Source organism: Streptomyces sp. AM 2-1-1 (assembly GCF_029167645.1).
GTDB lineage: Bacteria > Actinomycetota > Actinomycetes > Streptomycetales > Streptomycetaceae > Streptomyces.
Genome location: NZ_CP119147.1, coordinates 3,505,066 through 3,519,339 on the forward strand (window position 1 = coordinate 3,505,066; position 14,274 = coordinate 3,519,339).

The following is a 14,274-nucleotide window of genomic DNA, read 5'->3' on the forward strand; positions in this document are numbered from 1 at the left end:
GCGCGGCCCGGTCGTCAGACCCGCGGGTCCGGCACGTCCGCGTACCGCTGGATCCACGCGTGCATGGCGATGGCGGCAGCGGCGCCCGCGTTGATCGACCGCGTGGAACCGAACTGCGCGATCGAGCAGACCATCGACGCGTGGGCCCTGGCCTCCTCCGTGAGCCCGGGGCCCTCCTGGCCGAAGAGCAGCACACAGCGCCGGGGCAGCACGGTCCGCTCCAGCGGGACGGCGCCGGGGAGGTTGTCGATCCCGATGATCGGCAGCCCTTCCGCTGCCGCCCAGGCGGTCAGGTCGGCGGTCCCGGGGTGGTGGCGCACGTGCTGGTAGCGGTCGGTGACCATGGCCCCGCGCCGGTTCCAGCGACGCCGGCCGACGATGTGGACCTCCTTCGCCAGGAAGGCGTTCGCCGTACGCACGACCGAACCGATGTTGAAGTCGTGCCCCCAGTTCTCCACCGCCACATGGAAGTCGTGGCGCCGCAGATCGAGGTCGGCGACGATCGCCTCACGAGTCCAGTAGCGGTACTCGTCCCCCACGTTGCGCCGGTCACCGCCCGCCAGCAGCTCGGGGTCGTACCGCTCGCCCTCCGGCCAGGGGGAGGGGTGCGGCCCGACACCGATCCCGTCCCCGAAGCCCTCGTCGTACTGCGCCGGTTCCGGGGCCGGATCGGGCCCCTCGGCCACGAAGGGCCGGAATTCCTCTGTACTGCCGGTCTCGCTGCTCACCCGACGAGCGTAGGGCCCCCGTCGGCGGGCCGCCGCGAGGCCTCCCGGCCGGGCTCCTCGCCCCCCGCCTCATCGGTACCCGCCCCGGCGCCCTGCGCCGCGGCGGCACGCGCCCCCGCAGCCCCCGGATCGGCAGCCTCCGCCTCGGTGGGCTTCCGTCGACCGGGGAGGCGTGCCGCGGCCGGGCCACGGCTCACCCGGGCCAGCAGCCGGTCCCGGCCGGAACCGACCCGGGCGCCGAGCCACACCAGGAAGACCGTGGGCAGGAAGACGGCGTCCGCGGAGATCATCGCCATCGAGAAGAAGGGCAGCCCCAGCAGGACCGCGATCCCCGCGTGCTCGCCCATCATGAGCACCAGCAGGACGTTCTTCACCCGCCGGTCGAAAAGCGTGAACGGGAACGCGACCTGCACGATCACCGTCGCGTACGTCACCACCATCACCATCACCGCGCTGCCCGCGATCAGGTTCGAGAGCTCGGGCCACGGGGTGAAGTAGTCCAGCTTCAGGGGGTAGTAGAGCGCGGTGCCGTCCTGCCAGCGCGAACCCTGGATCTTGTACCAGCCGGCGGTGGCGTAGATCAGACAGACCTCGGCCATGATGACGACGAGGGCGACGTTGTGGGCGATGTTGGCCACCACGTCGAGCAGCACCCGCGGTTCACCGTCGGGCGCGTACCGGGTCGCGGCCCACCGAGCGGCGCACCCCAGCCACAGCAGCCACAGCAGCGTCGGCAGCCACCAGGTGCCCCCCAGACCGTGCTGCACGGTGGCGACCAGCAGGACCGGCCCGAGGACCGCCCAGAGCACCAGCCCCACCACGTCCCGGCCCGGCCTCAGCCCTTCCGCCCGGCGCGCGGCCTCCCGTGCGGCCCGCCGCGCGTCGAGCGACCAGACCTGGGCGCACCGCGTCAGGACGAGGTAGATCGCCATCAGATGGACGACGTTGTCGCCGCCGTCGCCCATGAAGACATTGCGGTTCTGGATCGAGAGGACCCCGACCATGAAGAGGACGGACATCGTCCGGGTGCGCCACCCGATCAGCGTGCAGAACGCCGATACGAGCGTGAGCGCGTAGACCGCCTCGAACCACGCCGAACCGTCCGACCACATCAGGACGGTGAAAGCGCGGTTCTCGGATATCAGCCGGTGCGCCAGCTCCCACTGCCACGGCGCGTCCGGCCCGTACAGCTCGTGCCGGTACGGCACCTCGCGCAACAGGAAGAGCAGATAGGTGGCGGTGAACCCGATCCGGATCACGGCGCTCTGGTAGGGGCCGAGGGCCGAGGCGGTGACCCGCTGGACGGCACGGCCGGCCCTGCCCACGGCCGCGGGGCGTGCCAGGGGGTCGGGGTGTGCGGGGGAATCGGTGCGCACGGCGGACTCGGCGTCCGTCACGGGGGCGGTACTCACTGGTCGGCCTCCTCGCCGGACGCGGCTGCCGCCGCCACGCCACCCTCGGGCAGATCGTCGCTGGACACGGTCCACCAGGCGAGTTCGCGGTAGACGGGCCGCGTGTCGGCCTTCTCGGTGCTCCACGGGGGAGCGTCGACCAGACGGGCCGACGAGCGCAGCTGAATGCGGTCGACCGTCCCGCCGTAGTCGTGGCCGTCCAGCCGCAGCATCACGATGCGCCGCAGGTACGCCTCGGAGAGCTCACCGCGCGCACCCGTCGAACGGTTCTTGTCGTCGTGGCTGTTGACGAAGAAGTCCCAGGCCCTGCGCAGTTCGTTCTGGTAGGCGTGGCTGGGCAGCGGGTTGCCCCGTATCGCCTTGCCGTCCTCCGCGCTGAGGCTCATCCAGCGGGTGGTGCTGCGCGCACCGCTCGCGTCGACGACTTCGGCCCGGACGTGCACGGTGATGTTCTGCTGAAGCGGGTTGGGAGCGAAAAGCTTCCAGTTCTGTTCGAACTCCGGGTAGATCCAGTCGTCGATGGTCTCCCCGTGCTGCTTGGAGAGCGTGTTCGACGGCGCCACGTGGAGGAAGACCATGCCCAGGTGGACGCAGGCGATCAGACCGACGACCCCCGCCACCAGCGCCGCGACGACCCGGTACGGGGTCGACAGCGCGGCGATTCCGGCCCGTGCCGCATCCGGGGGCGGCCCGGCCGGCGCGGGGGAGGCGGCGTCCGGGCCGCCGTCGCCGCCCTCACGGCCGTCGCCGTCCCGGCCGGCGCCCTCACGGCCGTCGCCCGCTCCGCGGTCCGCGGCAGCCGGCACCCCGGCTCTCCCGGCCTCGGTCCTTCCGGTACGGGATTCGCGGGCACCTGGCTCCTCGGCCGCCTCGGGTTCCCAGGCACATGGCTCCACCGCTGTGTCGGGCTCCTGGGGGCCGGGTTCCACGACGGGCCCTGGTTCCCCGGAACCGGACACTCCGCCGCTCTCCACCGGCTCGCTCCCGGCAGCACCCTTCTCGTCGGCGCCGAGGGCGTCGGGCCGCTCTCCGGCGGGGCTCGGCGTCTCTTCGGACGCCTTGTCGGCACCCGCCTCGTCCGGACCCTCACTCCCGTCGGCGAACCGACGTTTCGAGCGCCCCCCGTGATCCGATTCCATCCCGCCCCGATCGTCGTCGATCACCACTCGGTTATCCACAGGGTTGACACCCTACGGTCCACCGGCCGACCATTGAAGTCGATGGACCGAACGATCGGTCGGGACGGAGTCGTCATGGTGACAGTGGCCTCGGGCCGCCGGGCAGCGGAGGGCGCGGACACGACCGCTGCCGGGGACGCCGGCCGCACGGCGTCGTTCGACGCGGCGGTGGCCGCGGACGAGCGGATCGAACCCCGCGACTGGATGCCGGACGCGTACCGTGCCTCGCTGGTCCGCCAGATGGCCCAGCACGCGCACTCGGAAATCATCGGGATGCAGCCCGAGGCGAACTGGATCACCCGGGCCCCCTCGCTGCGCCGCAAGGCCGTCCTGATGGCCAAGGTGCAGGACGAGGCGGGCCACGGCCTGTACCTCTACAGCGCTGCGGAGACCCTGGGCACCAGCCGGGCGGAGCTGCTGGACAAACTGCACGCCGGCCGCCAGCGGTACTCGTCGATCTTCAACTACCCGACCCTGACCTGGGCGGACGTGGGCGCGATCGGCTGGCTGGTGGACGGGGCCGCCATCACCAACCAGGTCCCCCTCTGCCGCTGCTCGTACGGCCCCTACGCCCGCGCGATGGTCCGCATCTGCAAGGAGGAGTCCTTCCACCAGCGCCAGGGGTACGAACTCCTGCTGACGCTGAGCCGGGGCACGCCGGCACAGCACGCGATGGCCCAGGACGCGGTGGACCGCTGGTGGTGGCCGTCGCTGATGATGTTCGGGCCGCCGGACGACGAGTCCGCGCACAGCGCCCAGTCGATGGCCTGGAAGATCAAGCGGCACTCCAACGACGAACTCCGTCAGCGTTTCGTCGACATCTGCGTCCCGCAGGCCGAGTCCCTCGGCCTCACCCTCCCCGACCCGGAGCTCCGGTGGGACGACGCCGAGGGCCGGCACCGCTTCGGCGCCATCGACTGGACGGAGTTCCAGGAGGTGCTCCGGGGCAACGGCCCCTGCAACGACCAGCGTCTCGCCCAGCGCCGTGCGGCCCACGACGCCGGCGCGTGGGTACGCGACGCGGCAGCCGCGTACGCGGCCAAGCACGCGCCGCCCGAGCGACCCCGACAACCCGCGGACCCGCCCGCCTCCGCTCCCCCGCGGGGAACGGGTGCGACGGCGGGGACACCGGCCCACCCGACCCGCACGACGGAGGCGACACCATGAGCGGCTCGACCGACTGGCCGTTGTGGGAAGTGTTCGTCCGCTCCCGCAGAGGGCTCTCGCACACGCACGCGGGCAGCCTGCACGCCCCCGACGCCACCATGGCCCTGCGCAACGCCCGGGACCTCTACACCCGCCGCGCCGAGGGCGTCTCGATCTGGGTGGTCCCCTCCACCTCCGTCACCGCCTCCTCGCCCGACGAGAAGGACTCCTTCTTCGAACCGGCCGCCGACAAGCCCTACCGCCACCCGACCTTCTACGAGATCCCGGAAGGAGTGCGGCACCTGTGACCGCCACCCCGACCGGCGCCGCTGCCGGCGCCCGGGCCACCGCGCACCCCCCGGTCCTGGCCGGAGCCCTCGCGCTGGGCGACGACGCCCTGGTGCTCTCGCACCGGCTGGGGGAGTGGGCGGGCCACGCCCCGGTGCTGGAGGAGGAGGTCGCCCTCGCCAACATCGCGCTGGACCTGCTCGGCCAGGCCCGCGTGCTCCTCTCCCTCGTCGGCGACGAGGACGAACTCGCCTACCTCCGCGAGGAACGCGCTTTCCGCAACACCCAGTTGGTAGAGCAGGAGAACGGCGACTTCGCCCGCACCATCGCCCGGCAGCTCTACTTCTCCGTCTACCAGCGTCTGCTGTACGAGCGGCTCGCGGCCGGAGAGAGCTGTTTCCAGGCCCTGGCGGCGAAGGCGGTGAAGGAGGTCGCCTACCACCAGGACCACGCCGAGCAGTGGACCCTCCGTCTCGGTGACGGCACCGAGGAGAGCCACCGGCGGATGCGTGAAGGGCTGGACGGACTCTGGAGGTTCACCGGTGAGCTCCTCCAGCCGGTCGAGGGCGTCGACATCGACTGGCAGGGCCTCGCCGACGACTGGCTCGCCTCGGTCACCGACGTGGTCGTGCGGGCCGGCCTCTCCCTGCCCACCGGCCCGCGCAGCGGCGCGTGGACGGCCGGCGCCGGCCGTCAAGGTCTGCACACCGAGCCCTTCGGACGCATGATCGCCGAAATGCAGCACCTCCATCGCAGCCACCCGGGGGCGTCATGGTGACCGTGACGCCGCTGGAGGAGGAGTTGCGCCGGATCGCCGGAGCCGTCCCCGACCCCGAACTCCCGGTGGTGACCCTCGAAGAGCTCGGTGTCCTGCGGGGAGTGCGCGTGGAAGGGGCGGGCCGTGACGCCGTCACCGTCACCCTCACCCCGACCTACACCGGCTGCCCCGCCGTGGAGACCATGGCGCACGACGTCGAACAAGCCCTCCGTGACCACGGAGTGGCGCGGGTTTCGGTGGTCACCGTGCTGGCACCGCCCTGGAGCACGGACGACATCAGCGCGGAGGGCCGGCGCAAACTCGCCGCGTCCGGCATCGCGCCCCCACGCGCCCTCCACCCTCCGGACGGTCCGGTGCCGCTCACCCTGGCCGTGCGCTGCCCGCACTGCGGCTCGACCGGCACCGAGCTCCTCAGCAGATTCTCCTCGACCGCCTGCAAAGCACTGCGCCGGTGCACCGAGTGCGGCGAACCCTTCGACCACTTCAAGGAGTTGTAGATGTTCCATCCGCTCCGGGTCGCTGCCGTCGAACGCATCACGGACGACGCCGTGGCCGTGACGTTCGACGTCCCGGCCGCCCTGCGGGAGACCTTCCGCCACGTACCGGGCCAGCACCTCAACGTGCGCTACCGGGTGGACGGCGAGGAGATCCGGCGTTCCTACTCGCTCTGCTCCCCCGCCGTGGCGGCCCCGGACCCCCCGGTGCTCCGGGTCGGCATCCGCCTGGTGGACGGTGGCGCCTTCTCGACGTACGCGCTGAAGGAACTCGCGGTCGGCGACCGGGTGGAGGCGATGGCCCCGACCGGGCGCTTCACCCTGGAGCCCCGGCCGGGGCTCTTCGCGGCGGTGGTCGGCGGCAGCGGCATCACGCCGGTCCTGTCGATCGCCTCGACCCTGCTCGCGCGGGAACCCCTGGCCCGGTTCTGTCTCGTGCGCGGTGACCGGACGGTGGCGTCGACGATGTTCCTCGACGAGGTGGCGGACCTCAAGGACCGCTACCCGGACCGCTTCCACCTCGTCACCGCGCTCTCCCGCGAGGAGCAGGCGGCCGGGCTCCCCACCGGCCGGCTCGACCAGGAGCGGCTGACCGCTCTGCTGCCCGCCCTGTTGCCGGTGGCGGACGTGGCCGGCTGGTTCCTGTGCGGACCGTTCGGACTGGTCCGGGGAGCCCAACGGGCCCTGCGCGCACTGGAGGTGGACCGCACCCGCATCCACCAGGAGATCTTCCACGTGGCCGAGGCTCCGGACCCGGCAGCGGCCAGGACAGCGAAGGCCTCGGATGCAGCCGCCGGTGGCGCGGCCGTGATCACCGCCCCCGCGGAAGCCACGCTGACGGCGACCCTGCACGGCCGCTCGGGCAGCTGGCCGGTCGAGAACGGCGACTCACTGCTGGAGACGGTGCTGCGCAGACGCGACGACGCGCCCTACGCCTGCAAGGGCGGCGTCTGCGGCACCTGCCGCGCTCTCCTCGTCCGGGGCGAGGTACGGATGGAGCGGAACTACGCGCTGGAACCGGAGGAGACCGAGGCGGGCTTCGTCCTGGCCTGCCAGTCGCACCCGCTCACCCCCGAGGTAGCCATCGACTTCGACCGCTGACCGACCGGACCTGAGCGGCCGGCCGACCGACCGGCCGGCCAGCTGGCCGACCGCTCAGAGGACGAAGGGCGACGCGGCGTCGTCGGCGACCATCGGCCGGCCGGCACCGTCCCAGGCGAGCATGCCGCCCTCGATGTTCACCGCGTCCACGCCCTGCTGGACGAGGTACTGCGTCACCTGGGCGGACCGTCCGCCCACCCGGCACATCACGTACACTCGGCGACCGTCCTCGGCTGCCTCGGTCAGCTCGCCGAAGCGGCCGACGAAGTCGCTCATCGGAATGTGCAGCGCGTTCTCGACGTGACCGGCCGCCCATTCGTCGTTCTCACGCACGTCGAGCACGAAGCCGTCCGACGGCACCGCAGCGACGTCCACCGAGGGCAGCGGGGCGAAGTTCATGGGTCATGCCTTCTCTCGTACGTACGCGACACCGTCTCGCGAAACGCTACTGCACCAGCTCCGCGAGCTCCGCTTCCCGCCGGGACACCTCGCCCAGCAATTGGTCGGCGATGTCCACCAGCAGTTGGTCCGGATCGTCCGGCGCCATCCGCAGCATCGATCCGATCGCGCTCTGCTCCAGCTCCTGCGCCAGCACGGTCAGCAGCTCCTTGCGCCGACTGAGCCACTCCAGCCGGGCGTAGAGCTCCTCGCTCTCGCTGAGCAGCGCCGGCGGACGCACCGGGTCCGCCGCCCACTCACCGGCCAGTTCCTGGAGCAACGGCACGTCGCCCCGCCCGTACGCCCCGTTCACCCGGGCGATGAACTCCTCGCGCCGCTGCCGGTCCGTCTCGTCCCGTGCCAGGTCGGGATGGGCCTTGCGGGCCAGCTCGCGGTAGAGCTTGCGGGCCTCGTCGCTGGGCCGTACCCGCTTCGGCGGCTGGACCGGCTGTTCGGTGAGCATGGCCACGGCCTCCGGGTACAGCCCTTCCGAGTCCATCCAGCCGTGGAACAGCTCGTCCACACCCGGCATCGGCATGACGGCGGCACGGGCCTCCCGTGCGGTGCGGAGGTCCTCCGGATCGCCGGTCCGGGCGGCCTTCGCCTCGGCGAGGAGGGCGTCCAGCTCGTCGAGGCGGGCGTACATCGGGCCGAGCTTCTGGTGGTGCAGCCGGGAGAAGTTCTCCACCTCGACCCGGAAGGTCTCCACCGCGATCTCGAACTCGATCAGCGCCTGCTCCGCCGCCTGCACGGCTCTGGCGAGCCGCGCCTCCGGCCGGGCGTCGGACTCCTCCGCGCCGGGCACCGGCTCCCGCACGCGAGCGCCGTCCGTCGCGGACGCGTCCTCCTGCGTGGAAGGCCCCGCGTCCCGCGGCTGATCGCCGTCCCCCGCGCTGTCCAGGTCCTGGACCTGCTGGTCCGCGTCCTGGACCTGCCGGTCCTGAACCTGCCGGTCATCGTCGTTCCGGGTGGTGCCCACCCCGGCGGCTTCGTCGGTCACCCGTCCAGCGTATGGCCCCGGCCGGCCCCCCGAGGACCCGGCGGCGCCCACACCGCCGTTCACACCCCCGGCTCGGCGGCCAGCCGCCCGGATCCGATGGCCTTGAGCAGCGCGGCATGGTCCGCCTCGGTCCGGTCCGCGTACAGCACGGCGAAGTCCGCCACCGCCTGCTCCAACTCGTCGTTCTTCCCGCAGTAGCCGGCGATGAGACGGGGATCGACGCTGTGCGCGTGGGCCCGGGCGAGCAGCGCGCCGGTCATCCGCCCGTAGTCGTCCACCTCGTCCGGAGCCAGCGCCGCCGGATCGACGCTGCCCTTGCGGTTCCTGAACTGCCGCACCTGGTAGGGCCGGCCGTCCACGTCGGCCCAGCCGAGCAGATGGTCGCTGACGACCTGCATGCGCTTCTGCCCCAGCACGACCCGGCGGCCTTCGTGCGCCACCACCGGAACGTCGAAACCGACGGCCGGCAGGAACGGCGTCAGCGCGGACGGCCTGGCCTCCTTCACCTGGAGCACCAGCGGCTCCCCCCGGTGGTCGAGGAGGAGCACCACGTACGAGCGGGTCCCCACGCTGCCCGTCCCGACCACCCGGAACGCCACGTCGTGGATGGTGTGACGGGCGAGCAGCGGCACCCGGTCCTCCGGAAGGGTCCCCAGGTAGCCGCCGAGCCCGGCCGCGACGGCCGCCGCCTCCGCGTCCGGGACCCGGCGCAGCACGGGAAGTGCGTCCACGAAGCGCCGCCCGCCGTCCTCCGACACCTCGGTGGACCGGGCTGCGAAGCGGGCACTCGTGTTCCGCCTGGCCTTCTCCGAGACCCGCTCGAGCGTTCCGAGGAGATCCCGTGCGTCCGCGTGCGAGACGAGCGCCTCGTCCGCGATGGCGTTCCAGGCGTCGAGCGCGGGCAGCCGGGCGAGCAGCCGCATCGTCCGCCGGTACGCCCCCACCGTGTCGTACGCGCCCCTGCGGCAGGTGTCCTCGTCGGCCCCGGCGGCCCGGCCCGCGAGGACGAAGGAGGCGGCCAGCCGCTTGAGGTCCCACTCCCAGGGCCCGAAGGCCGTTTCGTCGAAGTCGTTGAGGTCGATGACGAGGTTGCCGCGGGCGTCCCCGTACAGACCGAAGTTGGCCGCGTGCGCGTCGCCGCAGAGCTGTGCGCCGACCCCGGTGACGGGCGTGCCCGTGAGGTCGTGGGCCATGAGCCCGGCAGCACCGCGCAGGAAGGCGAAGGGGGACGCGGCCATCCGTCCCACCCGTATCGGGGTCAGCCCGGGGACCCGGCCCCGGTTCGACTCCTCGACGGCCCGCACCGCGTCGGGTCGCCCCGGCGGAAGGACCAGCGAGGCGTGGGCGGCTCTCGGCACCCGCTCGCGCAACGCCCGGCCCGCCGCCTTCCGCGACGACTCCTCCGCCCGCCGCGCGAAACCCGCGACCGCCGGGATGCGTGTCCCGGGCACCCCGTTCGCCGGCGCATCCGCCACCGGCCGCCGTTCCGGGCCGGCCGGGGCGAAGCCCGCTCCCACCACCGCGAGGCCCGGATCGACCGAGGACGCACGGGCCACCGACGCGCTCTCCGCGGAGGCGGACACCGGAGCATCCCTCACGGTCGGCTCCGCCGCCGCCAGCACATCGGTCCCACTCATGGAAACCGCCTCCCCCGCCCACCGGCGGTCCCGTTCGTCCTCGATGGGCCATGACCGTACCGCCGTTCACCCCGCACCGACGGCCCTCATGCACACGTACCGTCCCCACCGGTGGAAAAGACGCTGAGCAGGCCAAAGAGCGGGTAAAGCCTCTCGCTCGTCACCTCGGACCCTCACGCCGATCAACTCCGGCGTGACCGTGGTCACCTGCGACACCGGCGCGACTCGTGACACGGCCCCCGTCGAGGACCAATGACGGAGCCCGACGCGCCGCCGACCGCCTCGCCCACCCCGCCCCGGGTTCGGAGACGCACTCCGGGAGACGGGTACGCGGCACCGTTTCACGTGAAACACCGCACAGTGCCGCCCGGCCGAACGCGGATCACGCCCGAGCACGCCGGCCCCGGCGGACGCCGGCCGAGAACGCGCGCGGACGCCGGACGAGAGCCCTCGCGCACACCGACGAGAGCCCCGGCGCGCGCCGGACGAGAACCGCTCACCCCGACCGGACAGAGGCAATCCGCCACCGCACAACGAAGAACCCCCGCACCGGATCTCTCCGTTGCGGGGGTTCTGTCGAACCGACCCAGCAGCTGTTCCCAGCCGCTCATTGTGCGCGAGGGGGGATTTGAACCCCCACGTCCCGAAGGACACTGGCACCTGAAGCCAGCGCGTCTGCCGTTCCGCCACTCGCGCAAAGTGGTGTCCAGTTCCTCGCACCGTTTCGGTGCTTCTCCCTGGCGACATCGGAAGATTAGCACGCTGAGCGGGGAGGATTCACATCCGTTGTTTCGGGGGGCACCGAGGGGGAAACGGGAACGCGGAACCCTCTCCCCACTCCTGCTCAGTGCACCCCGCGTGCGGGACACTGTCATGGGGCCACCTCTACGATCCGTGTGAGGGGTGACACTCATCCACCGGGCAGACAAGGGGAACCAGCCGATTTCCCGAGGCGTGGATACGATCAGTAAGCAGTACAGGGACGATGACACCGGAGGAGGTGCCCCATGGGAGTCATGAAGCGTTTCGAGCAGCGTCTCGAAGGTCTGGTCAACGGCACCTTCGCCAAAGTCTTCAAGTCCGAGGTCCAGCCGGTCGAGATCGCGGGCGCGCTCCAGCGCGAGTGCGACAACAACGCGACGATCTGGAACCGCGAGCGGACCGTCGTCCCCAACGACTTCATCGTCGAGCTGAGCGCTCCCGACTACGAGCGGCTCAGCCCGTACTCCGGCCAGCTCGGCGACGAGCTGTCCGGGCTGGTGCGGGACTACGCGAAGCAGCAGCGCTACACCTTCATGGGACCGATCAAGGTCCACCTGGAGAAGGCCGAGGACCTGGACACGGGCCTCTACCGCGTGCGCAGCCGCACTCTCGCGTCCAGCACCTCCCAGCAGGAGCCCGGCGACCCGCAGGGCGACCCGGGCCGGCAACCCTACGGAGCCCGTCCCGACGCGTACGGGGCCCAGCGCCCCGCGCCGGGCAGGCCCGCCGCGCCGCAGGGGCAGCAGCCCCCCGGCGGCTACGGATACCCGCCGGCCGCCGCCCCACCGATGCCGGCGGCCCCGCCGCCGGCCACCGGACGCCCCGCGGGGACCGCCAACGACCGGCGCCGCCCGCCCGCCGCCTCCGGCCCGCTCCCGGACGCCCAGGTGCGGCGCTGGATCGAGATCAACGGCACCCGCCATCAGATCTCCCGCCCGACGCTGGTGCTGGGACGCAGCACCGAAGCCGACGTGCGGATCGACGACCCCGGCGTATCGCGCCGGCACTGTGAGATCCGGACCGGAACGCCCTCGACGATCCAGGATCTCGGGTCCACCAACGGCATCGTGGTGGACGGGCAGCACACCACCCGCGCTACGCTCCGCGACGGCTCGCGGATCGTCGTGGGCAGCACCACCATCGTTTACCGGCAAGCCGAAGGGTGAAGCGGGGGCAATGTCAGAGCTGACCCTGACGGTCATGCGGCTAGGTTTCCTGGCCGTTCTGTGGCTATTCGTGATCGTGGCCGTACAGGTCATTCGCAGCGACCTGTTCGGGACGCGCGTCACCCAACGCGGCTCGCGCCGCACGGGTACCGAGACGCGCCCCCAGCAGGGGCGCCAACAGGCGGCAGCGCCGCCGCAACAGCGCCAGCAGCCGACGCGTCAGCGTCGCGGCGCACCCACCAAGCTGGTCGTCTCCGAGGGCTCCCTCACGGGCACCACGGTCGCGCTCCAGGGCCAGACCATCACGCTGGGCCGGGCCCACGATTCAACGATCGTGCTGGACGACGACTACGCGTCCAGTCGGCATGCCAGGATCTACCCCGACCGGGACGGCCAGTGGATCGTCGAGGATCTCGGGTCCACCAACGGCACGTATCTCGACCGGACCCGTCTCACCACCCCGACGCCCGTTCCGCTGGGTGCGCCGATCCGTATCGGCAAGACCGTCATCGAGCTGCGGAAGTAGTACGACAATGAGCGAGCGGAGCGAGCGAGCCGCGGCGGTCCTGACGAAGGACGCGGCCCGGCTCCCGACCGGAGGGTGGGCAGTGTGGCTCGACAGGACCGGCCGTACCCCGAACCGACGGGCGAGGTGCGCATGAGTCTGACCCTGCGTTTCGCCGCCGGATCGCACAAGGGCATGATCCGGGAGGGCAACGAGGACTCCGGCTACGCCGGTCCCCGCCTCCTCGCGATCGCCGACGGCATGGGCGGTCAGGCCGCCGGTGAGGTCGCGAGCTCCGAGGTGATCTCCACGCTCGTCCAGCTCGACGACGACGTCCCGGGGTCGGACCTCCTCACCTCGCTCGGCTCCGCCGTGCAGCGGGCCAACGACCAACTGCGCGACATGGTCGAGGAGGACCCCCAGCTGGAGGGCATGGGCACCACGCTCACCGCCCTGCTCTGGACGGGCCAGCGACTCGGCCTGGTCCACGTCGGCGACTCCCGCGCATACCTGCTGCGCGACGGGCTCCTCACCCAGATCACCCAGGACCACACCTGGGTGCAGCGACTGGTCGACGAGGGCCGGATCACCGAGGAGGAGGCGACCACCCACCCGCAGCGCTCCCTGCTGATGCGGGCCCTGGGCAGTGGCGACCACGTCGAACCCGACCTCTCCATCCGCGAGGTACGGGCCGGTGACCGCTACCTCATCTGCTCCGACGGCCTCTCCGGCGTGGTCTCGCACCAGACGATGGAAGAGACGCTGGCCAGCTACCAGGGTCCGCAGGAGACCATCCAGGAACTGATCCAGCTCGCCCTGCGCGGCGGCGGACCGGACAACATCACCTGCATCGTCGCCGACGTGCTCGACGCCGACAGCAACGACACCCTGGCCGGCCACCTCAGCGACACCCCGGTGATCGTCGGCGCGGTCGCGGAGAACCAGGCCCAGCTCAGCGACGGCGGGGCCATGCAGACCCCGGCGGGACGCGCGGCCGGCCTCGGCCGCTCGGTCCCGCCGCCCGCCGGTGGCTTCGGGCCTCCCGGCAGCGGCTCCGACACCGACTACGGCGACGGACCGCACGGCGCCTTCGAGGCCTACACCGAGGACGACTTCGTCAAGCCCGGCGGACGCCGGTGGCTCAAGCGGTCGCTCTACGTCGTGCTCGCTCTGGCGATCGTCGGCGGTGGCCTGTACGGCGGGTACCGCTGGACGCAGACGCAGTTCTACGTGGGCGCGAAGGACGACAACGTCGCCCTCTTCCGGGGCATCAGCCAGGACCTCGGCTGGGTCTCCCTCTCGAAGGTCGAGAAGGACCACCCGGAGATCGAACTCAAGTACCTGCCGCCGTACCAGCGCAAGCAGGTCGAGGAGACGATCGCCGAGGGCAACCTCACGGACGCCCGTAAGAAGGTCGACGAACTGTCGGCCCAGGCGACCGCCTGCATGAAGGCCGCTCAGCGTCGAGCCGCCGCCGAGCAGCAGGCCGCGGAGAACGCCGCCTCCACCGACAAGACCTCCGGCACGGCCTCCGACAAGGGGACCGTCAAGGAGACGAAGCCGACCGCAGCGACCCCCACTCCCGGCCCCAGCCTCTCGGAGGAAGAGCAGAAGCTGGTCCCGCAGTGCGGAAAGCAGTAA

The 14,274-nt window shown here is 71.9% G+C and carries 14 protein-coding genes and 1 tRNA gene; 8 read left to right on the forward strand and 7 right to left on the reverse strand.

Annotated features, from left to right (window positions below):
- Positions 1–14: 14 nt before the first annotated feature.
- The 3 genes from PZB77_RS15075 to PZB77_RS15085 form a co-directional block, all read right to left on the reverse strand.
- Entirely contained in the window at positions 15–728 is a 714-nt protein-coding gene (locus PZB77_RS15075; protein ID WP_275493114.1) for a TrmH family RNA methyltransferase, read from the reverse strand.
- Entirely contained in the window at positions 725–2,071 is a 1,347-nt protein-coding gene (locus PZB77_RS15080) for an HTTM domain-containing protein (RefSeq protein WP_275496075.1), read from the reverse strand. The genes PZB77_RS15075 and PZB77_RS15080 overlap by 4 nt, the downstream gene beginning before the upstream one ends.
- A 65-nt stretch (positions 2,072–2,136) precedes the next feature.
- The gene (locus PZB77_RS15085) at positions 2,137–2,946 is read right to left on the reverse strand and encodes a DUF5819 family protein (RefSeq protein ID WP_275493115.1); all 810 of its coding nucleotides are present in this window, start codon (positions 2,944–2,946) and stop codon (positions 2,137–2,139) included.
- 414 nt (positions 2,947–3,360) lie between these two features.
- Between PZB77_RS15085 and paaA the strand changes: the two genes are divergently transcribed.
- From paaA to PZB77_RS15110, 5 genes are read left to right on the forward strand one after another with little or no spacing between them, the layout of a single operon-like run.
- Entirely contained in the window at positions 3,361–4,485 is a 1,125-nt protein-coding gene (gene paaA / locus PZB77_RS15090) for a 1,2-phenylacetyl-CoA epoxidase subunit PaaA (RefSeq protein WP_275493116.1), read from the forward strand.
- Positions 4,482–4,772, forward strand: coding sequence for a 1,2-phenylacetyl-CoA epoxidase subunit PaaB (paaB, locus tag PZB77_RS15095; protein ID WP_266706660.1), 291 nt, complete (start codon positions 4,482–4,484; stop codon positions 4,770–4,772). The genes paaA and paaB overlap by 4 nt, the downstream gene beginning before the upstream one ends.
- Before the next feature lie 56 nt (positions 4,773–4,828).
- Entirely contained in the window at positions 4,829–5,530 is a 702-nt protein-coding gene (gene paaC, locus PZB77_RS15100) for a 1,2-phenylacetyl-CoA epoxidase subunit PaaC (RefSeq protein ID WP_275496076.1), read from the forward strand.
- Complete coding sequence (gene paaD, locus PZB77_RS15105) at positions 5,524–6,027, forward strand: 1,2-phenylacetyl-CoA epoxidase subunit PaaD (protein ID WP_275493117.1); 504 nt, start codon at positions 5,524–5,526, stop codon at positions 6,025–6,027. Before paaC ends, paaD begins: the two co-directional genes overlap by 7 nt.
- Entirely contained in the window at positions 6,028–7,125 is a 1,098-nt protein-coding gene (locus PZB77_RS15110) for a 2Fe-2S iron-sulfur cluster-binding protein (RefSeq protein ID WP_275493118.1), read from the forward strand.
- 54 nt (positions 7,126–7,179) lie between these two features.
- Here PZB77_RS15110 and PZB77_RS15115 read toward each other — a convergent pair whose 3' ends face one another.
- The 4 genes from PZB77_RS15115 to PZB77_RS15130 all read right to left on the reverse strand — a co-directional run bounded on the left by PZB77_RS15115 (position 7,180) and on the right by PZB77_RS15130 (position 10,896).
- Positions 7,180–7,524 carry a rhodanese-like domain-containing protein gene (locus PZB77_RS15115; RefSeq protein WP_275493119.1) on the reverse strand — a complete coding sequence of 115 codons (345 nt, stop codon included), beginning with the start codon at positions 7,522–7,524 and terminating at the stop codon, positions 7,180–7,182.
- A 46-nt stretch (positions 7,525–7,570) separates the two neighbouring features.
- Positions 7,571–8,563, reverse strand: coding sequence for a hypothetical protein (locus PZB77_RS15120; RefSeq protein WP_275493120.1), 993 nt, complete (start codon positions 8,561–8,563; stop codon positions 7,571–7,573).
- Positions 8,564–8,622: 59 nt separating this feature from the next.
- A complete protein-coding gene (locus tag PZB77_RS15125; RefSeq protein WP_275493121.1) occupies positions 8,623–10,200 on the reverse strand; it encodes a DUF2252 domain-containing protein in 1,578 nt (525 codons plus the stop codon).
- 613 nt (positions 10,201–10,813) lie between these two features.
- A tRNA-Leu gene (locus PZB77_RS15130) sits at positions 10,814–10,896 on the reverse strand.
- A gap of 311 nt (positions 10,897–11,207) precedes the next feature.
- Between PZB77_RS15130 and PZB77_RS15135 the strand changes: the two genes are divergently transcribed.
- From PZB77_RS15135 to PZB77_RS15145, 3 genes are all read left to right on the forward strand, one after another.
- Positions 11,208–12,128 carry a DUF3662 and FHA domain-containing protein gene (locus PZB77_RS15135; RefSeq protein WP_275493122.1) on the forward strand — a complete coding sequence of 307 codons (921 nt, stop codon included), beginning with the start codon at positions 11,208–11,210 and terminating at the stop codon, positions 12,126–12,128.
- Between the two features lie 10 nt (positions 12,129–12,138).
- Positions 12,139–12,654 carry an FHA domain-containing protein gene (locus PZB77_RS15140; protein ID WP_275493123.1) on the forward strand — a complete coding sequence of 172 codons (516 nt, stop codon included), beginning with the start codon at positions 12,139–12,141 and terminating at the stop codon, positions 12,652–12,654.
- Positions 12,655–12,786: 132 nt separating this feature from the next.
- The gene (locus PZB77_RS15145) at positions 12,787–14,274 is read left to right on the forward strand and encodes a Stp1/IreP family PP2C-type Ser/Thr phosphatase (protein WP_275493124.1); all 1,488 of its coding nucleotides are present in this window, start codon (positions 12,787–12,789) and stop codon (positions 14,272–14,274) included.